We start from the raw sequence: 22,184 nt of genomic DNA on the forward strand, positions 1-22,184 counted from the left end.
CCATGCGTAACCCCGCCGATATCACCGAGACCATGAACAAGATCCGGAGCCTCTATATCCGGACCGAGCGCGACAATAGCTTCGCCGACCACCTGGACCGCCTGCTTTCCCGCGACGCCGAGGGCAACCTCCTGCCCGTGGCGCAACGCTTTACCACAACCCGCGAAACCCGCGGGGTAATGGTGATCGACGAGCCGGGCGGCGGCAAGTCCACCCTCATCGACCATGCTCTCCGGCGCCATCCGGCACTGAATGCCGGGCCGGACGGACAGCAGGCATGGCTTGCCGGCTCGGTTCCGTCGCCTGCCACGTTCAAGAGCATGATTGGCCATCTTCTGGAACAGAGCGGTTATCCTCCGATCCAGGGCCGCCGGGAGGCATGGTCGCTGGTGCAGTTGCTGCGTGCCCGATTCACGGTTTGCGGCATTGCGGTCCTTTTGATCGACGAGGCCCACGACCTGTTCTGCGCCGATCGCGGCCTGATCCTGCGGGCGATCAAATCGCTGATGCAGGGCGACGAGGCGGTTGCCATCATTCTCTCCGGCACCGGGAAGCTGCGCGATATCCTGCGGTCCGATCCGCAGGTCCAGCGCCGCTTCACCACGCTGCTCCTGCCGCCTGTCGACGCGGTGGCGGACCGCGCCCATATCACCGACATGATCGCGGCCTATTGTGAGCGCGCCGGCCTGGAGCCGCCCGCCGAGCCCGATCTGGTCGACCGGCTGGTCCATGCTTCCCGCCACCGTTTCGGTCGCTGCATCGAGGCCGTTATCGGCGCCATCGAACGTGCCCTGATCCAAGGGCACGAAAGTCTGGACATGGGTCATTTCGCCGAGGACTGGACTCTGAAGGAGGGGAGCGAGCCGCATCGCAATATCTTCCTCGCGGAAGAATGGTGGCTCATCGATCCCGACCGCGAGCCGGAGGAGGACATGCCTGTCGTCAACCCGCGCCGGAAGCGGAGCAAGTAACCATGGCCCGTCTTTTCCCCCGTCTGCCTTTCGTCCCCGACGAAACGCCGCTCTCCTGGGCCGCGCGTCTGGCCGCCTTCCATACCGGTGGGCGGCTGGTGCCGTTCCTCAACGATCTCGGTATCGCGCTCGTGGATCTGGTCGCGGGCGCGACAGAAGCGATCACGCGCCTCTGCGACATCGCGGATCAGGATCCGGATCCGGTGCTGCGCAACACCATTCATGCCTTGGGAGAGCGCCGGTTCCTTCTGCGCGACGAGCCCTTCGCCGCCGAGATGACCACCGGGCCGGAGACACGCTTCTGCCCGGCCTGCCTGGCCGAAGACGAGGCGGACGGATATCGGCCCGACGCCCTGCGCCGCGGGCGGCTCATCTGGCGCTTGCAACCGGTCCGGGTCTGCCCGGTCCATCATCTGACGCTGATCTCGCGTCGGCTGAACAGATGGGACGATATCGCACATGAGCTTTCGGTTCTCGTGCCGGAAGACCAACGGGCGCTACTGGCCCTGGCGGAAACCGCCCCTGTCCAACAGCCCTCCCCGTTGCAGGACTATGTTCTTGCCCGCTTGGAGGGCCAATCGGATCCCGCATGGGCCGATGGTCAGGGTATCGAACAGGTCACCCGCGCAACCGAAATGCTTGGCGGAGTGCTGGAGTTCGGGACGCAGGCCAAGCCGGCGGAACTCTCCATGACCGACTGGAATCGTGCCAGCAACAGTGCTTGGCCCTATGTCAGGCGGGGCGAGGCCGGTGTCCGATCCGGGCTGGACATGCTGCAACAGAGGGCAGTTGAACGGGGTATGGTCGGTCATCGCAACCGGTTCGCCACCTTCGGCATGCTCTACCGATGGCTTTCCTCGCCAAAACTTATCAAAGACCCCGGTCCTATCCGCGAAGTGCTGCGCCGGCACATTATCGACACGATGGACACCAAGCCAGGCGAGGTGCTGCTCGGCGAAGCCGTGGGCATTCCGAAATGGAGCAGCATTTCCTCCATCGCGAAATCCGGCGGCGTGCATCCACTCACCCTGAGGGACGTGCTGATCGCCAGCCGGGCCATTCCGCCCAAAGCGAAAGATCAGTCCTGCTCAGCAACCCTCGTGGATTTTCAAATCGGACACAGGGTGGCGTTAGAGATGCGCCGGGCCGTCGCGGTCACCGCGCTGCCCGGATTGCTGAACGCCTCGCGCCCGATGGTGACCTGTCTCATCAACACCGGCCTTCTGGCCGCCCTGCACGGAAGCAACGGTCAGAAACAGGGCAAGGTCAGCCGTTCGATTGACGGCCTACGTGTGGAAGCGCTGATCAACAAAATCAACCAAACCTTCCAAAAGGTGGAAACCGCGCCAACGGGCCACGTGACGCTGGCAAAGGCCGCCGAGATGAGCCGGGTGCCGATGGAGGTCATCCTGATCGGCGTGTTCCGGCACTATCTGGAACGCGTGTTCCGTCTGCAGAGCGAACCCGGTCTCGGCGGTCTGCTCGTCGATCCGCAAGAAGTGAAAGAGTTGCCCGCCAGGATTCCGGACGAGGACATGCCCTTCGTGCTCTGAACCTCTCCCGGCGGAATCCGCTTTCGGCTCGGACGTTATCCATGATCTGGTGATTCCGCCTCATCCGCCCCCGAGCATCCTCCGACCGCTTCCAATTCTCGGACTTTATCTATGCCGCCTTCGGGCGGCATTTTTCTTGCCTGAAACTCGAAGTTTCGAGGGTCACTTTATGCTTGCAAAAGGGTCAAAGACTTGAAGCCTCCAAGGAACCAATGAAAATTATGCAGACCTTTCAGCTTGTTGTGCATCGCCCTGATTGAGATGGGTCATTTTATGGTTGGCGGCACAAGGGACTCGGATCTGTTCCAGCCAAGGCTGGAGCACATCCGCCGGGACCGCCTCGGCTACGCTTGGCGCGGAATCGGGGCGGCCGCTGAAATCCGGCAATCGACAGCGCGGATCATCCACCGCTCTTTGCGAAAATACTGCCGCGTCATTCGCCATCACGGCGGTTGGCGCGGCCCTGTCTCCCGATGCGCGTCCTTAAAGCGCTGACAATCGCGACCGAAACCCATCCGACAGATACAAGCCAGGCCATGACATAGCCCTTGAGGGCAAAGCCGGTGCTGCTGCTTCCTTGCGGTCCAATGCCCGCGGCTCGCACTTGCCACAGGCATTGCACATCGTGGAAAGGGCCTGCCTTTTCATTCCCGCCCTGCGCTGGAACGACTGAACGGCCCCGGTTCCCCCCAAGGCCCGAAACGACGGCCCGCCGCGACCAGGAAAGGCGATAGGCGTGCCGGCACATGCCCGCCGGGCCGCAAACCGCATCTGGCGAAATCGCGTCAAAGGTGTAGCCTTGTGACTGCAGCTAGGAGCCGATGCGCATGTCCCGAAAGACCGCCCGCTATGTGATCGTCCCCGACGACAACGTCTTCAACGACAGCATGGAAACCACCAGCTTCCGGCTGTTCCGCGCCATGCACCGGCGGCTGTTCCGCGCGGCCGGGGCAAGGCCCGCCGACAGCATGGCGCAGGGCGCCTGCGAGGGCTCGGCACCGGCGACAAGGCCGCGGCTGCGGATGCTGGAGACCGAGGTCGGCCGCATCCGGCTGCTCGATTCCATCGGCGAGAACGAGGCCTCGCTGGTCAGCATGACGCCCGAGCAGGCGCGCGAATTGCAGCGCGCCTATCCCGGCCTGCGGGTGCGGCGCGAATTGCGGCTTTACCCGCTGCGCTACGGCCGGCTCAACATCATCCGCAAGGAGGCCAAGCCCGCCGCCTTCCGCTCGGCCAAGGAGCTTGAGCTGCGCTGCGTCGATGCGGCCAGCGGCAAGCCGGTCGCCGGGGCCTCGGTGGTGGTGGTGCTGGACGGCCGGCGCGGCTTCGGCATCTCGGATGCGGTGACGGACAAGGACGGGCGGTTCCGCACGCCGCTGCCCGCGGGCCAGGCCCGGATCGACGCGGTGATCTGCCAGCCGCTGGCCGGATACTGGCCCGGCGGGGCCGAGGACATCCTCGTCAAGGAAGAGGGCGTGACCGGGCTGGAGCTGCCGCTGGTCCCCATCGCCGCGGATTTCGCGGACGGGCTGGACCGGATGCTGGCGCCGGCGAAGAAAACCGACGGGCGGGACGTCCGCGTCGCCATCGTGGACACCGGCGTCGATCCCGCCAAGGGGCTGAACCTGGAGCGCGGACTGAACACCACCGGGACCGAGCCCGCCGACGAATGGTTCGACAACGGCACCGGCCATGGCACCCATGTCGCCGGCATCGTGGCACGGGTTGCGCCGGGGGTGGTGCTGCATTCCTATCGCGTCTTCGAAAAGGGCGAGGGCGGGGCCAGCGAATTCGCCATCGCCCGCGCCATCCGCCAGGCGGTCGAGGACGGCTGCGACATCGTCAACCTGAGCCTGGGCCAGTCCTCCGAGCCGATCGCGATCTCGCGCGAGGTGCGCCGCGCGCGTGCCCTGGGCGTGGTCTGCGTCGCGGCGGCGGGCAACGACTACATGTCGCCCGTGTCGTATCCGGCGCGCTCGGGCGTGGTGGCGGCGGTATCCGCCGGCGGCGTGCTGGACGCCTGGCCCGAGGGCGCGATCACCGGACGAAATGTCGCAGGCGACCCTGCCCCGGTCCAGGACCGCTTTTTCGCCCGATTCAGCAATATCGGGCCGGAAGTGGACTTTATCGGACCGGGCGTGGGTATTATATCTTGGGTCGACAAGACCTCGAAAGGGGTGATGGACGGCACCTCGATGGCCTGTCCCGCCGTGGCCGGGCTGATGGCGCGATTGCTGTCCCGCACCCCCGAGATCCTTTCGTCAGAGCGCAACCAGCAGCGCTCTGACGACATTATCAAGCTGGCGAACAGCCATGCTGTTCCGATCGGTTTCGGCCCCCGCTACGAAGGCGCCGGCCTGATCGACCAGAAATGACGGCACAGAGGTGATGACCATGAAGGCCGAACGCAAGAAGACCCAGAGCTGCGTGCTCGTCTATTCCGATGACCGCGACCCCAGCCGCGAGGAAACCGCCGAGGTGCTGGACCAGTTGAAGCCGTTTCCCGCCGAAGAGGTCGTGCCGGGGACCATCCGGGTCAAGGGCAGCGTGAAGGACGTGCGCAAATGCCTGGGCGATCTTGCGCATTGGCAATTGGCGCAGGAAAAGATCTTCCGGCTCAATCCTCCGCACAAGGCGCAGCTGCGCTGATGCGGCGCGGGTCCGGCCCGCCCGCCGGGCCGGACCCGCTGCGGGTGGTCGAAACGCCGCTGCCGCTGGAAAGCTATGGCGACCGGCAGGGCTATGACCCGCGCTTCATCCTGCCCGACCAGCCCCTGCCCCTGCCCGGCCCAGGCCGCTGGGCGGATGATCTGGTGGGCCTGCTTCCCGAGGCGCGCGATCCCGGCGGGGACGGGACCGAGATCCGCTATACCCATTTCTCGGTCCGCATGGCGCGGTCGCGCGGCCTGCCGCTTTGCAGCGCCTGCAACATCGACGGCAGCCGGTCCCGGCGCGGCCTGCCGCGCAGCGACGTCTGGCGGCGCGACCCGCGCATCGACCCGCAGGCGCAGAACCTGCGCGAAGGCTATGGCAACGACCACCAGGGCCTGTTCAGTCGCGGCCACCTGACCCGGCGCGAAGACCCGAACTGGGGCCCGCCCGAGATCGCGCGGCAGGCGGAAGCGGACACATTCCACATCACCAATGCCGCCCCGCAGCGGCAGGGCTTCAACGGCGGCATCTGGCTGGCGCTGGAGGATTACGTGCTGGACAATGCCGACCGCGTCAACCTGAAGGTGACGGTCATCACCGGCCCCATCCTCTCGGCCGAGGATCCGGTCTATTACAACCGGCAGATCCCCACCGCCTTCTGGAAGATCCTGGCCTTCGTCCATGCCGGGACCGGGGAACTCACCGCCATCGGCTATCGCCGCTCGCAGATGGATTACCTGCCCCGGCCGGCGGGCGGGCGCTTCGTCTTTGGCGATTTCCGCGACAGCCAGGTGCCGATCCGCGCCATCGCGCAGGAAAGCGGTCTGGACCTTGCCGCCTATGCCGAGCTGGACGTGATGGCCGGCGCCTCGCCCGAGATGGAGATCCGGGTGGCCAGCGCCGCCGATTTCTACCTGTCGCGCTGATCGGCCGTTTCCGCCTCGACCGGAAAGCCCTGGGCCAGGATGCGCTCGGCCATGGCGGCGGGGATGGCGCCGGGGGTGCGGCCGCGCTCGGCGCCAAGGCGCGTGCGCACGAAAGCCCCGGCCAGGTCGGCATCGCCCTGGACCAGCAGCACGGCAGCGGCCAGCAGCAGGGCGCTGCGCTCGGTGAACCAGCGCGCCTCGGCCTCGGGCACGCCGCCGCCCCAGCGCTCGCGATGCGCGGCCAGCGCCGCGTCATAGGCCGGGTCCAGCCCCAGGGCGCTATCCAGCCGCGCCGCCAGCGTCTCGGCCGCCAGGGGTTCGCGCGCCAGCGTGCGCAGCACGTCGAGGCAGATCACATTGCCCGATCCTTCCCAGATGCCGTTCAGCGGCGCCTCGCGGTACAGCAGCGGCAGGGGCGTGTCCTCGACATAGCCCATGCCGCCCAGCACCTCCATCGCCTCGGCCACGACCATGGGACACAGCTTGTTCGACAGGTATTTCGCCAGCGCCACGCCGATGCGGGCAAAGGCGCGATCCTCGGCCTCGCAGCCGTCGAAGCTGGCGGCGACATGCAGGCCAAGCGCCAGGCAGCCCTGCCAGTCCAGCACCAGGTCGGCCAGCACCGCCCGCATCAGGGGCTGGTCGATCAGCCGGCGCTGGAAGGCGCTGCGATGGGCGGTCCAGTGATGCGCCTCGCGCAGCGCCGCCCGCATCAGCCCGGCCGGCGCCAGGGCGGTGTCGAGCCGGGTGTGATGCACCATCGCAAGGATGGTGCGGATGCCCTCGCCCTCGTCGCCGATCCGCCAGGCCAGGGCGCGGCAATATTCGATCTCGGCCGAGCCGTTCGAGCGGTTGCCGAGCTTGTCCTTGAGCCGCTGGATGCGGATGGCGTTGCGCCCGCCCTCCAGCCAGCGCGGCACCAGAAAGCAGGTCAGCCCGCGCCCGGTCTGCGCCAACGTCAGGAACCCGTCCGACATCGGCGCCGAGCAGAACCATTTATGCCCGGTCAGCCGCCAGGCATCGCCGTCCGGCTCGGCCCGCGTGATGTTGGCGCGCAGGTCGGAACCGCCCTGCTTTTCCGTCATCGCCATGCCCAGCGTCGCGCCCTGCTTGGCGGAAAGCGGCAGCACCGCCGGGTCGTAGCGCCGTGAAAGCAGCGCCGCCCGCCAGTCGCCGGGCAGGTCCGCGGCGCCCGAGACGACCGGGATGGCGGCATAGGTCATGGTCAGCGGGCAGCAATGCCCCGGCTCGACCTGGCTGGCCAGATAGACCATGGCGGCATGGGTCAGGTGGCCGGCCGGCCCGCCCTCCCACGCGACCGAGTGATAGCCGGCGGCGATGGAATCGCGCATGAAGCCATGCCAGGCGGGGTGAAAGCGCAGCTCGTCCAGCCGCCGGCCGCCGCTGTCGAACAGGACAAGCTCGGGCGGATGGCGGTTGGCATCGCGCGCAGCCCCCGCCGCCTCGGCCCGGCCGAGTTGCGCGCCATAGCGGGCCAGCCCCTCGGGCTGCGCGCCGCCGGCCTCCAGCATGGCGCGCAGGGCGGGATCGTCGCGCCACAGGTCGCGGTCGCCGGGGCCCGGCGGCTGGTTCAGCACCTCATGCGTGCCCAGGTCGGCTGTCGGATCGATGCGCATGGTCAGACCCCTCCTGCTGCCTCGTGCCGGGCGATCCTAACCCGGAAGGCCGCCTCGTCGCGAGTCCCGATCGGGAAACGAACGGGCGGGCGGGTGATCGGCATGGAAAACCGCGGCGAAAACCGCGGCCGCCCGCATCGGGGCAGCCGCGGCGTCGGGCATGGCTCGGGACCGGCGGTCAGGCGCGTTCGGGGACGGGCAGGTCCAGCCAGTCGCGATAGAAGGTGTCGATGTCCGGTTCGAAATCATGGATCACCGGATACCAGGGCGTCGGCGCCTCGACATCCAGCAGATCGCCCGAGAGCGGGCAGAAATACTCCCGGATCACCTGCCATTCCGGCGAAGGCGCCATCAGCCGCGGATACAGCTCTTCCATCTGCGCCGGGGTGCTGCGCACGCGGATGCGGGCATGCAGCTTCCAGTTCTGGTCCCATTCGCAGAAATCGTAACCGGCCTGGCTGCGGATCATCCATTTCTTGTCCGACTGGCGCTGGACGATGTAGAGCTTGGGCCCCAGCGGCAGGATGATCGGGTCGTCCCAGTCCACCTGCTCCTGCAGGATCTCCAGGTAGATCTGGAAACGCTCCTTGTCCTTGGGCGTGGCCAGCATGGTGTGCAGCGTGTCGCGATCGATCTTGCCGTCCACCAGGTCTTTGATCTTGGCTTTGGTATAGGCCATCATGTCCTCCCTTGGATTGGCCTTGAAGGGGTTGGCTGCGCCCGAGGGGGACCGGACGCAGCCGGGGCGTCATTCCTCGACGAATTGCACGGTGCGCACGTCCGGCAGTTCCGAGATGTCCATCGAGTATTCGCGCCCGTAGGAAGGGATCGGCAGGTCCGCCTCCATCAGCTTCCAGTCCACCGGCAGGTTCCAGAAGTCCCGGAACTGCTGCTCGAACCGCGGCCCCAGCTTGAAGGATGCGGCAAACATCTGCTGGACATGCACGCCCGCGTCCTTGGCCAGGATGCGCTGGCGCTCGGCCTCCATCCATTCCTGGGTGGGCACCGATTCCTCCAGCCGCTGCTTGCGGATTGCCTTGCGCCGCGCCGCGGTTGCGGCACCGTCCACGCCCTTCATGCCGTCGCCCGCGTCCTTCAGCACCACGCCATAGACGCTTTCGGCAAAGCGGGGCAGCAGATAGCCGCCGTTCACGTCGTCGGCCACCTTCTGCGGCTCGCGGTCCAGCGGATCGCCGAAGCCGGGCCCGCCGCGCATGTAGTTCAGATAGAGGTCGTAGTCCTTGAACATGGCCTCGGTGGTGATCGCCTGCTTGTCGCGCTTGATGCGCGCATCGGGCAGCATCGCCTCCCAGGTCGGGTTCTCGGGGTCGGTATCGCCGCCATGCGGGATGGCGCCGCCCTGGGCGATGATTTCCTGAAGCCGGGTGTCATGCGCCTCGAAGCGATAGCCGGAGGCGGCGGGATAGCCGCCCATCAGCCCCCAGTCCGAGCTGATATGGCCGTTGCCCATGAAGAACATGGTCCAGTCCTTGGCGTTCCAGACCATGCGCAGCGATTCAAAGCCGCAGCCGCCGCGATACTTGCCCGCGCCGCCGGAGCTGGCCTTGATCTGCCGGCCCAGATAGACCAGCGGCTCGGCCAGTTCCCAGATCTCCATGTCGCCCATGTCGCCTTCCGGGTTCCAGACCGCGGCGGCATGGCTGATGCCGTCCATATGCGCGCTGGCGCCGACGCCGTTCGCCGCGCATTCGAACGAGTTCACGGCATGGATCTCGTCATACTGGTTGAAGCCGCCGCCCTGCAGCCAGTTCGAGGTATTGGCGTTGCCGGCATTGACCTCTTCCAGGTAGCCGCGGCCGAAATAGGCCCGGCTGAGACCCCGCCACAGCGCCGTCCAGGAACTGACCAGGAAGTGCCAGGAATAGCTGAAGGCCACGCGGCGGTCGTCGGGGTTCATCCAGGTGCCTTTCGGCAGCCGGAACTCGGTGCCGTAGGCGGCGCCGTCGTTGATCATCTCGGTCGGGATCAGCGACTGGGTCATCATCACCCAGATGCCGCTGGTGAAGCTGACCTGATGGGCGTTGTAGGTATGCCAGCCCCAGCGGCTCGATCCCTCGAAGTCCAGCCGCCAGGTGCCGTCGCCGCGGATGGTGATCTCGGACGGCGTGTGCATGATCGTGTCGACCTTGGCAAAGTCGGACGGAACCCGCACGTCGTCATGGGCATAGGGGACGTCGACGAAGCCGACCTGGCGATACTTGCCGGGGATGGTCATCGCCTTGATGCGGGCCTGCAGGCCGATGCGGCCGTGTTCCACCGCCTCATAGGCGAATTTCCAGTAGGACTCGATGCCTTCGTCGGCGATCACCTCCTGCACCAGGTCGCGGATCATGTGGCAGCCGGCGACGCGGGTGCGCTCGTCCAGCATCCAGTAGCGGGTGGTGCGCACCATGCGCTGGCTTTCATGCAGCCAGTCGCGGAACAGCGTGTCGTTCTCGCCGATCTTGCGGCAGGTGATGGAATAGCCGTCGCCAAAGCGCTGCACCTGCCCGGTGGACATCGACCCCGGCCCGACCGAGCCGGTGTCGATTACATGGGTCACGCCGCCGACCCAGCCAATCAACTCGCCCTCGTGGAAGATCGGGACGATGGTGTGGATGTCGCAGGGATGGACGTTGCCGATCAGGCTGTCGTTGTTGCAGAAGATGTCCCTGTCGCGGATGCCGGGGTTATGCTCCCAGCCGTTCTCGATCATGTATTTGATCGCCGCGCCCATGGTGCCGACATGGATGATGATGCCGGTCGAGGTCAGGATGCTGTCGCCGGCGGCGTTGTAGAGGGTGAAGCACAGTTCCCCCTCCTGCTCGACGATGGGCGAGGCGGCGATCTTCTTGGCGGTCTCGCGCGCATCGACCACCCCGGCGCGCAGCCGGGAAAACAGCTTGTTATACTTGATCGGATCGCTGTCGCGCAGGTCCAGCCGCTCGAGGCCGGCGTAATGTTTGGTCCGCTTGGTGGCCTCCATCAGCCGGTCGCGGTGCTGCTTCAGGGTCTCGCCGCCGCGGACGATGCCGCCGGTGTCGACCTTCGTTTGCATGTTCATGGTGTCATTCCTCCCTTAGACTTCCTTGAGGTGGAACAGGCGATGCCCGTCCAGGAACGTCTCGAAACCGCCCGGCACGACGAAGGTCGTGGCATCGGATTCGATGATCGCGGGGCCGGTGATGCGGTTGCCCGGTTGCAGCTTTTCCATCTGGTAGAGCTGCGCATCGACCCATGTCTTGTGGCGATAGAACTTGCGGGTGCCCAGCTTGGCATCCTCGGGCGGGGTTTCGCCCTGCAACTCTTCCTTGGGGATCTTGGGCTTGGGGATCGGCACCGTGCCGCGCATGATCGCGCCGGTCACGGAATAGCCCAGTTCGGGCGAGCGCGCCGAGGCGGCATAGACCCGGCCATAGGTGTCGTTGAACGCCTCGACCAGCTTGTCCCAATCCTCGGCGGAATGCGCCTCGGTGATCGGGCTTTCGATCTCCAGGTCGTTCAGCTGGCCACGATACTGCATGCGGAAGCCCGGTTGCAGCTTGACCCGGTCGGGGCTGTAGCCGTTGATCTCGAACTCCTCCAGCACGCGCTCGCGCAGTTCCTCCCAGGCGGCTTGCAGGGTCTTGGCCTGGTTGGCCTTCAGGTCGGCGCTGGCGTCGGTGGCGATGTTGATGTCCAGCGACTTGTCATAGCGGTATTCGAAATCCGCCGCCGCGCAGCCGAAGGCGGAAAAGCCCGCAGCCCAGGCCGGCACGATCACGTCCTCGAAGCCCAGCCCCTCGGTATAGCCGTAGGTATGGACCGGCCCGGCGCCGCCATAGCTGAAGCAGACGAAGTTGCCCGGCGTCGAGCCCTTGCCCGAGATCATCGAGCGCAGGTAGTCGCGCAGGTCGCTGTCCAGAAGCTCGATCACGCCCGCCGCCGCATCCTCGACCGACAGGCCCAGCGGATCGGCGATCTGTTCCTTCATCGCGGACCAGGCGCGCTCGCGGTCCAGCTTGACCTGGCCGCCCAGGAAGTTGTCGGGGTTCAGATAGCCCAGGATGACGTGGCAGTCCGAGATGGTGACGGTCTCGATCCCCGATTCTGCCCAGCAAACGCCGACGCGATAGCCGGCGCTGTCCGGCCCCAGCTTGATCGCCTTGGTATAGGGGTCGAGCCGGATGAAGCTGCCCGCCCCGGCGCCGACCGAATCCATGGCGACAAGCGGCAGCGACAGGACCAGCCGCGCCATGTCGGGGTCGTTGCGGATGGTCAGCTCGTTCTGGGTGATCAGCGCCACGTCGAAGGAGGTGCCGCCGATGTCGGAACAGGCGATGTTGGAATAGCCCAGCACCTCGCCCAGGTATTTCGCCCCGACCACCCCGCCGATGGGCCCCGAGACGATGGTGCGCGCCAGTTCCTTGGCCTTCCAGCTGATGGTGCCGCCATGGGTCGCCATCACCCGGAAGTCGAATTTCGAGCCGTTCTCCTTGAAGGCCGACGAGATCTTGTTCAGCGTCTGCCGCGACGGCTCGGCGGCATAGGCTTCCAGGATCGTGGTATTGGTGCGGTGGGTTTCCTTGCGCACCGGGTAATAGTCGGTCGAGGCAAAGACCGGGATCGACTTGCCCGAGGCCGCCACCTCTTCCTGCACGATGTCGCGCACCCGGCGTTCATGGCCGGGGTTGCGATAGCTGTGCAGAAGCGAGATCACGATGCCCTCGACATCCTGCGCGATCAGGTCGCGCGCCGCCTGCCGCGCGGTATCCTCGCGCAGCGGGATGACCACGGTCCCGGACATGTCCACGCGCTCCATCACGCCGCGGGTCAGGTGGCGCGGCACCAGCGGCTCGTCGTAGTAATGCGTGTTCAGGTGGATGCGGTCCTCGTAGGCAAAGCCCAGATAGGCCTGGATCGCGCGGCCCATGCGGTGAAAGTCCTCCATCCCCGCATTGACGATCAGCCCGCAGCGCAGCCCCTTGCGCTGCACCACGCGGTTCAGCATGGCGGTGCCGGAATAGACGCCGGTCTGGATGCCGGACAGCGCCTCCTCCAGCGTCAGGCCCCAGTGTTCAAGCCCTTCCTTGGAACTGGCGATCAGGCCGAGCGCCTCGTTCTGCGGCGTCGATTGCGCCTTGCCGACGACGAATTCGCCCTCGCTGTCGACAAAGAACGTGTCGGTCATGGTGCCGCCGGCGTCGATGCCCAGCACCTGCACCTTGCGATTGTTGGATTTGTCCAATGGCACGGTTTTCTCCTCCCATTGCGCCACCTCCCCGTGGCGTGATGACAGGATGGAACCGGGGGGCCGGCCCGTGTTGTCCGGTTTTCGGACGATGTGTCGGACAGCGGGCGGACAGCTGCCGGCGCGTCAGTCGCGGCGCGGGCGCGGGATGCCGTATTGGTCCAGCTTCAGATACAGCGTCGAGCGCGCGATCCCCAGCCGCCGGGCGACCTCGGTCATGTTGCCGCCCGCCTCGGCCACGGCGGCGGCGATCTCGGCCCGTTCGCGGTCGCGCAGGGTGCTTTCGGCCCGCGGCCCGGCGGGCCGGGTCAGGTGCCGCGGCAGGTCGGCCACGTCGACCAGCCCGCTCAGCGAGGTCGCGCCCAGCGATTCCATGAGGTTGCGCAATTCGCGCAGGTTGCCCGGCCAGTCATGCGCCTGAAGATGCAGCATCGCCGCCGGGGTAAAGCGCAGGGCCCGGCCATGGCGCTGCTGCGGATAGGCCGCGGCAAAGCGGCGGATCAGGGCGGGCAGGTCGTCGCGCCGCTCGGCCAGGGCGGGCAGGCGCAGGGTGGCGGCGGCCAGCCGGAAATACAGGTCGCTGCGCAGCTCGCCCTGAGCCATCCGCTCGGCCAGGCCGGCCGAGGACAGCGACAGGATCTGCAAGGGCGCGGTTGCCGCGCGGCGCAGATGGGCCAGAACCTGCGCCAGCAGCGCCTGCACCGGCGGCGGCGCCTGGGCCGGCTCGTCCAGGCACAGCGTCCCGCCGCTTTCCGCCAACCGCGTCAACGCGCCCGCATCGACCAGGTCGTCGCGCAGCGCATCGGGGTCCAGCAGGCTGCAATCGACGAACTCGAAGCGCTGGCCCGCCTGCGGCCCCGCACCATGCAGCGCACGGGCAAGGGTTTCCTTTCCCGCCCCCACCGGCCCCTCGATCAGCAGGGGCACGTTGCCCTCGACATATTTCGCGGCGGCGGCGCAGATCGGGCCCAGGCAGGCGCCGCTCTGGGCGATCTGCGCCAGGTCCACCGCCGGATCGGCCGGGCCGCGGCGGCGCAAACCGGGCCGCGGCAGGGTAAGCATGACACCCAGCATGTCGCCGCGATCCGCCAGCACGTCCACGTCGGCATGGGGCAGAACCTGCCGCAGCCGGGCGGCCAGATGGCCCGGATCGCCATCGCGCGCGTCGGCCGGCAGGTGCAGCGCCCTGCCCTCGCCGTCCCAGGCCCGGCCCGCCGCGGCATCGAAACCGGCGCTGGACCAGACCGGCTGGCCGAAGCGGTCCAGCACCATGATCGCATCGCCGCTGCGGTCGCGGCGCTCGGCCAGCAGCCGCTCGACCAGGCGGCGATGCTCCTGCAGGCCGGCGTTGCGCATCGCCTCTTCGATCTGCATGGCCAGCGTGACCGAAAAGGCCGCGACCTGGCCGAAGGACTGTTCGGAAGGCCCCGAGATGTCGATGGCGCCCAGCAACTCGCCGCTGAACGGATCCTTGATCGGCGCGGCGGCACAGGACCAGCGCTGGATCGCCTCGCAGAAATGCTCGACGCCCGAGATGGTGACGGGCTTGACCAGATGCAGCGCCGTGCCGATCGCATTGGTGCCGATGGTGTCCTCGTTCCAATGGCCGCCGGGGTGAAGGTGGTTTTCCTGCCCGCGCGACAGGATGCGGGCATCGCCCTCGGCCTCCATCACCACGCCGCTGCGGTCGCAAAGCAGCAGCATCATCCCCGCGTCGTTCAGCATGTAGCCGGCGCGGCGGATCGCCGTCTGCGCGGCCGAGCGCAGGCGCTGGTTCCGGCTGCGGATCGCGCGCAACTCGTCCTGCGCGACGCTGGGCGCGCGCTTGAGCGTCTCGATCTCCTTGCGTCCCCTGGACCTGACCCAGGATCTGAGCACGACCTCCCGTATGCTGGGGGGTACGCTCCCCAGCGCTCGGAATCGCTCCCAGTCCTCCTTCTGGATGCTTTCCGGCATGTTCTTGCGCCCTGCGTTAAAGGCTGACGGATAGTAAGGTGCGCGGCCCTGCCGGTGTCAAGAAAAAGCCGGACGGACGACCTGCGGCTTTTACGCCGGTCGCGGCAGCAGCGGGCTCCCCAAAGGGCTTCCCGCCGTTCCGGCGCCCCCATCCCTCGCCCGCGCAAAAGGGCAACGGACCCGAAGGGGCAATTCATCTGCAAAGGGGAAGAAATGGTAGCGGAGGAGGGATTTGAACCCCCGACACAAGGATTATGATTCCTCTGCTCTAACCAGCTGAGCTACTCCGCCACGGAGTGCGTGCGATTTACGGCGGGCGGCGGGGGGCGTCAAGGGGCCGAAAGCAGGTTTCTGAAAGTTTTTGGCCCGCCCCCAGCCCCTGCGCCATGCCCGCCCGCGGCCGATCTTCTTCGTTGCCCAAATACCCAAAAATCACGCGCCACGGCGCACGCGGCAAGCGTCACCGCCGCCTGCGCGGAAACCCCGTCGAATCAGATCGCGATGCCGTTGCGCCCCGCGAGATCGGTAAAGAACTGCCAGGCCACCCGGCCCGAGCGCGAGCCGCGCGTCGCCTGCCACTCGATCGCCTCGGCGCGCAACTGCTCCTCGGGGATCTGCAAGCCGTAGGCGTCGCAATAGCCGCGCACCATGGCCAGGTATTCGTCCTGCGAGCAGGGATGGAAGCCCAGCCACAGCCCGAAGCGATCCGACAGCGAGACCTTTTCCTCGACCGCCTCGCCGGGATGGATGGCGGTCGAGCGCTCGTTGTCGATCATGTCGCGCGGCATCAGGTGGCGCCGGTTCGAGGTGGCGTAAAGGATCACGTTCGCCGGCCGCCCCGAGATGCCGCCGTCCAGCACCGCCTTGAGCGACTTGTATTGCGTGTCGTCATGGCTGAAGGACAGGTCGTCGGAAAACAGCACGAAGCGGCGCTCGCTCGCCCGGCCCAGGATCGCCAGCAGCCGCCCGACCGAGCCCAGATCCTCGCGCGCGATCTCGACCAGAACCAGCGGCAGGCCCTGGCGCACCGCCTCGGCATGCACGGCCTTGACCAGCGAGCTCTTGCCCATGCCGCGCGAACCCCAAAGCAGCGCATTGTTCGCCGCATGGCCGCGGGCGAATTGCAGCGTGTTCGCCAGCAGCGTGTCGCGCGCCCGGTCGATGCCGATCAGCTGCACCAGATCGACGCGGTTGACCTCGGCCACCGGCTCCAGCCGGTCGGGGTCGGGCTGCCAGACATAGGCGGTGGCCTCGGTGAAACTCGGCTCGGGCGCGGGCGGCGGCGACATGCGTTCCAGCGCCGCGGCGATGCGCAGCAGGGCTTCGTCAGACATCGGCTTCCTGTTCTTCCAGCTCGCGTTTCTTCTCCATCCGCCGCACCAGGAAGATCGACACCTCGTAAAGCCCGTAGATCACCGAGAACAGCACGATCTGGCTGATGACATCGGGCGGCGTGACCATGGCGGCAAGGATCAGGATCACCACGATGGCATAGCGGCGCACGCTGGCCAGCCCTTCCGAGGACACCAGCCCCGCCTTGCCCATCAGCGTCAGCGCCACCGGCAACTGGAAGGACAGGCCGAAGGCCAGGATGAACTTGGTGGTCAGCGCCAGGTATTCCTCGACCGAGCCCTGGAAGACGATGCCGGCCCAGGGCTGCTCGGCACCCGCCGCACCCGCCGCCCCAGCCGCGGCGGCGGCCGCCGGATCGGCGGGCTGTGCCGCCGGACCTTGCTGGAAGCCCAGGAAGAAGTCGAAGGCCCAGGGCAGGATGATGTAATAGGCGAAGGCCGCGCCGATCAGGAACATCACCGGCGAGGCGACCAGGAAGGGCAGCAGCGCGTTCTTTTCGCTGCGGTAAAGCCCCGGCGCAACGAAACGCCACAGCTGGTAGCCGACCACCGGAAAGGCCAGCACGAAACCGCCGAAGAAGGCGATGCGCATGGCGACGAAGAACCCCTCCTGCAGTTTCAGCAGGATCAGACCGCAGGCCTGGTCGCGCTTTTCCAGCGCGTGGCAGATCGGCTGGGTCAGGAAGTCGAAGATCGGGTTCCAGACGAAATAGCACAGCACCATCGCCACGACGAAGGCGAGAACCGACCAGATCAGCCGCGTGCGCAGCTCGGCCAGATGCTCGATCAGGGGGGCGGATGTGTCGTCGATATCGTCCGGCTTGGCAGATTTCATCGCCACGGGAGCGGCCTCTTCATGTCAGTCTTGTCAAGCGCGGTCGGACCGGCGCACGGCGTGCAGGCGGCGGCGCCCCTCGGCCGTGTCCAGCGCATCCTCGGCGGCTACCGGCGGGGCGGCGACGCCCGGCGCGGGCGGCAGGTCGGCGGGCGGGGCGGCAGGCGCGTCGCTGCCGTTCGCCGCGGGCTGCGGCGGCAGCGGGGCCGAGGGATCGGGGACGGGCGCCTTGCGGCCGGCCTCGTCCTTGGGGTTCAGCGGATCCCATTTCTCGAACCGCTCGGTCGCGCGTTCCAGCGCGTCAAGCCCCAGCGCGCGTTTCGAGCTCAGCGCGTTCACGTCCTTGAGCGTCTTGGCCGCGTCGTCAAGGCCCGAGCTCTTGGCCGCATCCTCCATCGCGCTGCTGAACTCGCGCGCCATCGAGCGCGCGCGCGCGGTGATCCGGCCCAGCGTGTGAAACAGCTTGGGCAGATCCTTGGGTCCGATGACGATCAGCGCCACCACGCCGATCAGCAGCAACTCGCTCCAGCCGATATCCAACATGACCGTCGGGCCGGGGGATCAGAGCTTGGTCGAGTCGGTCGGCGTCACGTCGCGCAGCGCGCTGTCGGCGCCGGTGCGGGCGCGCTCGGCGTCAAGCTTGGCGCGTTCGGCGGCCAGGTCGGCGCGGGCGCGCTCGATGTCGTCGGCGGTCTTCAGCTGCTCCAGTTCCTTGGGCTCGCTGTGGGCGGCGGCGTCGATATCCTCGGCGCCTTCCTTGACGCCTTTCTTGAAGGCGGTGATCCCCTTGCCGACCTCGCCCATCAGGGACGAGACCTTGCCGCGCCCGAAAAGAACCAGAACGACGATTGCGATCAGCAATAGCGCCATGGGTGAAGGTGCGTGCATCTGTTTTCCTCCGTGGCAGGCCCCTGGGCCTTGCGGTGCATCCATCTGTCCCGATATAGGTCGGGATCGCCCTCTTCGAAAGCCCCAAACGCGTGATCGCGCCGTTTGCCCCGCCGCCGCGCTTCGCCCCTGCCCAGGTTCCACGCCATACCGCCCGCTATGGAAAGCACCCAGATCATCAGCGCCTTTGTCACGCTGTTCGTCGTGATCGACCCGGTGGGGCTTGCGCCGCTGTTCATCGCCCTGACCCGCGACATGACGCCGCAGCGGCGGCGGCGGATCGGCTGGCGGGCCCTGGCCATCGCTGCGGCGCTGATGACGCTTTTCGGCCTTGCGGGCGAGGCGATCCTGACCGGCATCGGCATCTCGCTGTCCGCCTTCCGCATCGCCGGCGGGCTGCTCTTGTTCCTGACCGCGCTGGACATGCTGTTCGAACGCCGCACCGAGCGGCGCGAGGGCCAGGCCAGGGACGATGACGACGATCCTTCGGTCTTTCCGCTGGCGACGCCGCTGCTGGCCGGTCCGGGAGCGCTGGCCTCGATGATCCTGCTGGTCGGGCAGAACCCCGGCCCCGCCCATACGCTGATGATCCACCTGGTCATGCTGGCGGTCCTGGGCATCGCCGCCGCGCTTTTCGCCGTGGCCGGGCCCATCGCGCATGTGCTGGGCCGCACCGGGACCATGGTGGTCACGCGGCTTTTCGGCATGCTGCTGGCGGCGCTGTCGATCCAGTTCGTGATCGACGGGCTCAAGGGTTCGGGGCTGGTATGATGGGCGAGGAGTTCGGTCGGATCGCCTATCTGGTGCTGCTGCTGGTCGCCGTCGGCGGCTTCCTGCTGGTCGAGCTGCGCGTCCGGCCGGGCCAGACGCTGCGGCAGGCGGCGGCCTGGGGGCTGATCTTCCTGGGCGCGGTGGCGCTGGCCGGGCTTTGGGACGACATCCGCGGCACCATCTCGCCGCAGGCACGGATGCTGGAAGGCGGCCGGATCGAGGTGCCGGTCGGCAATGACGGCCATTACCACCTGACCGCGCAGGTGAACGGCACCCCGGTGCGCTTCGTCATCGACACCGGCGCCACCAGCATCGCGCTGGGGCCCAGGGACGCCGCCCGCGTCGGCATCGACCCCGAGGCGCTGGCCTATGCCGGCCAGGCCCGCACCGCGAACGGCATCGTCCAGACCGCAACCGTGCTGCTCGATTCGGTCGCCATCGGCGAGATCCGCGACACCCGCGTTCCTGCGGTGGTGCTGCGCGCCGAACTCGAGCAATCGCTGATGGGCATGTCCTACCTGTCGCGCTTTGCCCGTGTCAGCATCGAGGGGAACCGGCTGGTCCTGGAACGCTGACCGGCCGCCTGACGATTCAGGAGGCGGAGGCCGCCTTGCCCTCGCGCCCGGCAGCGGCCGAGGCTTCGATCTGCTTGTTCAGGAACATGATCGCCAGCCGGCGGCGGTCCTGCTGTCTTTGCGTGATCTTGCGGCGATTGACGCGCCTGTTCGATGTTCTTGCCATGTTTGTCTTGCCTTTTTTTCTTGAGATTATTGGGCCGCCCCCACCCGACCCTCGCCCGGTTGCGCCAGGAAAGGCCCGATGGGACCAGCCGCGATAAGGGGATAGAATATGGGGGCGGTCAGGAGGAACTGCGCGAGACCCGTGACGCGCGAGGCGTCTATTTCTTGCGCTTCTTGCCCGCTGTCCCGCCGTCGGCGGCTTCCCTGGCCAGCCGCGCCGCGCGCAGGCTTGCAGTCAGCTCCTGGCGGCGCTGGGTCTGCTCGCTGATGATCTGCCTGGCCTCGGAGGTGGTCCGATCCATCGCCGTCAGCGGCGTCGGCTCGCGGAAAAGTCCCTTCAGTCGGTCCTTGGGTGCCATGCGAGCCTCCGATAAGGTTGGTCCGACCAGGATCGGTCGGACCATCTGTCTTGAAATCGGGGGCCGGATCAGGCCAGCGCCAGGTCGCGCGCCGATTGACGGCCGTCGCGGCCGGTTTCGATTTCGAAGGTCACGGCCTGGCCGTCATCGAGTTGACGGATGTTCGCCCGCTCGAGGGCCGAGATGTGGACGAACACGTCCTTGCCGCCCTCTGCGGGGGCGATGAAGCCGAAGCCTTTGGTGGCGTTGAACCATTTCACGGTGCCATTGGCCATCGTGATGTCTCCTTAGAGTAATACCGTCCGCGACATGCGACGGCCCGGCTCAGTCAGATCGAAGCATAGTCTGAAGCCGGAAAGGAGACAGGATGCGGAAGAAATAACCTAGCCCGCAGAACATGGGGGGCAAAGCGCAAAAATGCAAGGGCTGTCTGCGCGCGGCCGGATATTCGGTCGCTTCAGCCCTGGTCGCGCTCGGCCAGGTCCAGCCATTCCTCCTCGGCGGCGGCCAGCGCCTGCTGGCGTTCGACCAGGGCGTCGCTGGCCTTGGCGAACTTGGCCGGGGCGGTCTGGAACAGGTCGGGCTGGGCCAGGAACTCGGTCAGCTTGCCGATCTCGGCCTCCAGCCGCTCGATGACGGCCGGCAGCGTCTCCAGCCGCTTGCGTTCCGAAAAATTGAGCCCGGCGCGCGCCGCCTCTGCCTTGGGCGCGGGCGCGACCTGCGCGGGCTTGGCGGGGACCGGCCGGGCCGGCTCGGGCGCGGGGGTCGCCTGCGGGCGCTGCGCGCGATAGTCGGACCAGCCGCCGGGATAGATCGTGGCGCGGCCGTCGCCCTCCATCGCCACCGTGGTCGTGGCCACGCGGTCGATGAAGTCGCGGTCGTGGCTGACCAGCAGCACCGTGCCGTCGTAATCGCCCAGGATGTCCTGCAGCAGGTCCAGCGTCTCGACGTCGAGGTCGTTGGTCGGCTCGTCCAGCACCAGCAGGTTCGAGGGCCGGGCCATGATCCGCGCCAGCAAAAGCCGCGCCTTTTCCCCGCCCGAGAGGCTGCCGACGGGCGCGCGCGCCTGCGCCTCGTCGAACAGGAAATCCTTGAGATAGGCGACGACATGGCGCGGGTTGCCGCGCACCATCACCTGGTCCGAGCGCCCCGAAACCCGCATGGACGGATCGCCCGCCAGCGCGTCCCACAGCGTCACGGTCTCGTCTATGGCGCTGCGCGCCTGGTCGAAGACCGCGATTTCCAGGTTGGTGCCGTGCCTGACCTCGCCGGTATCGGGCGCGATCTCGCCGGTCAGCATCTTGATCAGCGTGGTCTTGCCAGCGCCGTTCGGGCCGACGAAGGCCACGCGGTCGCCGCGCAGCACCCGCAGGTCGAAGGGTTTCAGGATCACCCGCTCGCCGAAGGACTTGGAGATGCCCCTGGCGTCGATCACCCGCTTGCCGGATTGCGGCCCCGCGTCCAGTTCCATCGCCGCCGTGCCCTGGCGGCGGATCTGGCCGGCGCGTTCCTCGCGCAGCGCGGCCAGCGCGCGGACGCGGCCCTGGTTGCGCTTGCGCCGGGCGCTGATGCCCTCGACCGCCCAGCGGGCCTCGGCCTTGATCTTGCGGTCGAGCTTGTGGCGGGCCTCGTCCTCGGCGGCCCAGAGGGTTTCGCGCCAATCCTCGAAATGTTCGAAGCCACGGTCCTGCCGGCGCACCTCGCCGCGGTCGATCCACAGCGTCGCCCGCGTCAGCGCCCGCAGGAAGGCCCGGTCGTGCGAGATCAGCACGAAGCCGGCCCTGGTCGTGGAAAGCTGCTCTTCCAGCCAGCCGATCGCCTCGATGTCGAGATGATTGGTCGGCTCGTCGAGCAGCATCAGTTCCGGCGCCTCGGCCAAAAGCCGGGCCAGCGCCGCCCGCCGCCGCTCGCCCCCCGAGGCGGTGGCTGTCGGGCGGTCGGGGTCGAATTTCAGCCCCTCGGCCGCCATCTCGACGCGGTAGCCCTCGGCGTCGCCAAGGCCGGCGCGGGCGAAATCGCCCAGGGTGGCAAAGCCGGACAGGTCGGGATCCTGCTCCATGTAGCCGACATGGATGCCGGCGGGGGTGACGACCTCGCCGCTGTCGGGCTCGACCAGCCCGGCCATGACCTTCATCAGCGTGGACTTGCCCGAGCCGTTGCGGCCGACCAGCGCCAGCCGGTCGCCCTGCTGGACGGTCAGGTTCAGCCCGTCGAAGACGGGATTGCCGCCGAAGGTCAGGGAAATATCGGTGAGTTGCAAAAGCGGTGCGCGTGCCATGAGGGGCAGATATGCCGCGCCAGCCTCCGGGTCAAC

General features: G+C 67.4%; 20 protein-coding genes and 1 tRNA gene. 7 read left to right on the forward strand and 14 right to left on the reverse strand.

Annotated features, from left to right (window positions below):
- Window positions 1-2: 2 nt before the first annotated feature.
- The 5 genes from IT40_RS20370 (at window position 3) to IT40_RS20390 (ending at window position 6,102) form a co-directional block, all read left to right on the forward strand.
- The gene (locus IT40_RS20370; RefSeq protein WP_036759210.1) at window positions 3-971 is read left to right on the forward strand and encodes a TniB family NTP-binding protein; all 969 of its coding nucleotides are present in this window, start codon (window positions 3-5) and stop codon (window positions 969-971) included.
- Between the two features lie 2 nt (window positions 972-973).
- Entirely contained in the window at window positions 974-2,524 is a 1,551-nt protein-coding gene (locus tag IT40_RS20375) for a TniQ family protein (RefSeq protein WP_052096184.1), read from the forward strand.
- An 827-nt stretch (window positions 2,525-3,351) separates the two neighbouring features.
- Window positions 3,352-4,899 (forward strand): S8 family serine peptidase, encoded by a 1,548-nt coding sequence (locus IT40_RS20380; RefSeq protein WP_243700174.1) that lies wholly within the window; start codon window positions 3,352-3,354, stop codon window positions 4,897-4,899.
- A 19-nt stretch (window positions 4,900-4,918) separates the two neighbouring features.
- Window positions 4,919-5,173, forward strand: coding sequence for a hypothetical protein (locus IT40_RS20385; RefSeq protein ID WP_147307271.1), 255 nt, complete (start codon window positions 4,919-4,921; stop codon window positions 5,171-5,173).
- Complete coding sequence (locus tag IT40_RS20390; RefSeq protein WP_052096185.1) at window positions 5,173-6,102, forward strand: DNA/RNA non-specific endonuclease; 930 nt, start codon at window positions 5,173-5,175, stop codon at window positions 6,100-6,102. The genes IT40_RS20385 and IT40_RS20390 overlap by 1 nt, the downstream gene beginning before the upstream one ends.
- Here IT40_RS20390 and IT40_RS20395 read toward each other — a convergent pair.
- The 10 genes from IT40_RS20395 to IT40_RS30925 all read right to left on the reverse strand — a co-directional run bounded on the left by IT40_RS20395 (window position 6,087) and on the right by IT40_RS30925 (window position 18,000).
- Window positions 6,087-7,739: an acyl-CoA dehydrogenase family protein gene (locus IT40_RS20395; RefSeq protein ID WP_036759171.1), complete on the reverse strand. Its 1,653-nt coding sequence runs from the start codon at window positions 7,737-7,739 to the stop codon at window positions 6,087-6,089. The two genes, IT40_RS20390 and IT40_RS20395, sit on opposite strands and share 16 nt — an antisense overlap.
- A 178-nt stretch (window positions 7,740-7,917) precedes the next feature.
- Window positions 7,918-8,418 (reverse strand): acetone carboxylase subunit gamma, encoded by a 501-nt coding sequence (locus IT40_RS20400; protein ID WP_036759216.1) that lies wholly within the window; start codon window positions 8,416-8,418, stop codon window positions 7,918-7,920.
- A 69-nt stretch (window positions 8,419-8,487) separates the two neighbouring features.
- Window positions 8,488-10,803, reverse strand: coding sequence for a hydantoinase B/oxoprolinase family protein (locus tag IT40_RS20405; protein ID WP_036759174.1), 2,316 nt, complete (start codon window positions 10,801-10,803; stop codon window positions 8,488-8,490).
- A 15-nt stretch (window positions 10,804-10,818) separates the two neighbouring features.
- On the reverse strand, window positions 10,819-12,966 hold the full coding sequence (locus tag IT40_RS20410) for a hydantoinase/oxoprolinase family protein (protein ID WP_036759217.1): 2,148 nt from the start codon (window positions 12,964-12,966) through the stop codon (window positions 10,819-10,821).
- A gap of 129 nt (window positions 12,967-13,095) precedes the next feature.
- Complete coding sequence (locus IT40_RS20415; RefSeq protein WP_243700172.1) at window positions 13,096-14,847, reverse strand: sigma-54-dependent Fis family transcriptional regulator; 1,752 nt, start codon at window positions 14,845-14,847, stop codon at window positions 13,096-13,098.
- Between the two features lie 292 nt (window positions 14,848-15,139).
- Window positions 15,140-15,216 (reverse strand) — tRNA-Met (locus IT40_RS20420).
- Window positions 15,217-15,416: 200 nt separating this feature from the next.
- A complete protein-coding gene (locus IT40_RS20425) occupies window positions 15,417-16,259 on the reverse strand; it encodes an ATP-binding protein (RefSeq protein WP_036759181.1) in 843 nt (280 codons plus the stop codon).
- Window positions 16,252-17,112, reverse strand: a complete 861-nt coding sequence (tatC, locus tag IT40_RS20430) for a twin-arginine translocase subunit TatC (RefSeq protein ID WP_036759184.1) — start codon at window positions 17,110-17,112, stop codon at window positions 16,252-16,254. Before tatC ends, IT40_RS20425 begins: the two co-directional genes overlap by 8 nt.
- 33 nt (window positions 17,113-17,145) lie before the next feature.
- Entirely contained in the window at window positions 17,146-17,655 is a 510-nt protein-coding gene (gene tatB / locus IT40_RS20435; protein ID WP_036759186.1) for a Sec-independent protein translocase protein TatB, read from the reverse strand.
- An 18-nt stretch (window positions 17,656-17,673) separates the two neighbouring features.
- Window positions 17,674-18,000: a twin-arginine translocase TatA/TatE family subunit gene (locus tag IT40_RS30925; protein WP_036759188.1), complete on the reverse strand. Its 327-nt coding sequence runs from the start codon at window positions 17,998-18,000 to the stop codon at window positions 17,674-17,676.
- A gap of 159 nt (window positions 18,001-18,159) precedes the next feature.
- Here IT40_RS30925 and IT40_RS20445 point away from each other — a divergent pair, with 159 nt between their 5' ends.
- On the forward strand, window positions 18,160-18,771 hold the full coding sequence (locus IT40_RS20445) for a MarC family protein (protein ID WP_036759190.1): 612 nt from the start codon (window positions 18,160-18,162) through the stop codon (window positions 18,769-18,771).
- Window positions 18,771-19,346 carry a retropepsin-like aspartic protease family protein gene (locus IT40_RS20450; protein WP_036759219.1) on the forward strand — a complete coding sequence of 192 codons (576 nt, stop codon included), beginning with the start codon at window positions 18,771-18,773 and terminating at the stop codon, window positions 19,344-19,346. Before IT40_RS20445 ends, IT40_RS20450 begins: the two co-directional genes overlap by 1 nt.
- Before the next feature lie 16 nt (window positions 19,347-19,362).
- On the opposite strand, the gene IT40_RS28865 is transcribed toward IT40_RS20450, so the two are convergent.
- From IT40_RS28865 to IT40_RS20465, 4 genes are all read right to left on the reverse strand, one after another.
- Entirely contained in the window at window positions 19,363-19,512 is a 150-nt protein-coding gene (locus IT40_RS28865; RefSeq protein ID WP_157034092.1) for a hypothetical protein, read from the reverse strand.
- A gap of 157 nt (window positions 19,513-19,669) precedes the next feature.
- Window positions 19,670-19,870: a hypothetical protein gene (locus tag IT40_RS20455; protein ID WP_036759192.1), complete on the reverse strand. Its 201-nt coding sequence runs from the start codon at window positions 19,868-19,870 to the stop codon at window positions 19,670-19,672.
- 68 nt (window positions 19,871-19,938) lie between these two features.
- Complete coding sequence (locus IT40_RS20460; RefSeq protein WP_036759195.1) at window positions 19,939-20,145, reverse strand: cold-shock protein; 207 nt, start codon at window positions 20,143-20,145, stop codon at window positions 19,939-19,941.
- 182 nt (window positions 20,146-20,327) lie between these two features.
- Window positions 20,328-22,148: an ABC-F family ATP-binding cassette domain-containing protein gene (locus IT40_RS20465; protein ID WP_036759197.1), complete on the reverse strand. Its 1,821-nt coding sequence runs from the start codon at window positions 22,146-22,148 to the stop codon at window positions 20,328-20,330.
- Window positions 22,149-22,184 lie beyond the last annotated feature (36 nt).

Origin of the sequence: Paracoccus versutus (genome assembly GCF_000763885.1) — a bacterium.
GTDB lineage: Bacteria > Pseudomonadota > Alphaproteobacteria > Rhodobacterales > Rhodobacteraceae > Paracoccus > Paracoccus versutus.